We start from the raw sequence: 529 nt of genomic DNA on the forward strand, positions 1-529 counted from the left end.
GCACGGCGACGCTGGCGCCGGGCAAGGTCTCCAGCACGCCGGCGACGCGGGCATAGACGGCGGGCCGGTCGGTCGGGATCGGCCGCGGCTTGGCGGCGCGCAGCCGGTCAAGAGCGGCGGCGGCATCGAACGGGCCGATCTCCGCATTGGCCTTTTCGGCGGTGAAGGCGATGACGACAGGCACGCCGTTAGAGCCGGCATCGTTGATCAGCCGCTCGGCGGTGGCGACGCGCTTGCCCCAGTCGGCGGCACTGGCCCAATCATTGTCGATGACCAAGGCCAGGGCAGCACCCTCGGCCGGCAGTTTTTCGCGCGGGTTGAAGACCGGGTCGGCCAATGCGGCGACGATGAGCGCCGCCATCAGCAGCCTGAGCAGCGTCAGCCACCACGGGCTCTGCTGCGGCGTCTCCTCGCGCTTCAGCACGCGGGCGAGGATCTTCAGCGGCGGGAAGATTTCGGTCTGCGGCTTGGGCGGCGTCAGCCTGAGCAGCCACCAGATCACCGGCAGCGCCAGCAGGCCCCATAACAC

General features: G+C 70.1%; 1 protein-coding gene. It reads right to left on the reverse strand.

Annotated features, from left to right (window positions below):
- Window positions 1-529 (reverse strand): BatA domain-containing protein (locus EN935_RS39675; RefSeq protein WP_206534726.1); only part of this gene is annotated, 529 nt, incomplete at both ends.

It is taken from the genome of Mesorhizobium sp. M7D.F.Ca.US.004.03.1.1 (assembly GCF_003998635.1).
Lineage (GTDB): Bacteria > Pseudomonadota > Alphaproteobacteria > Rhizobiales > Rhizobiaceae > Mesorhizobium > Mesorhizobium loti.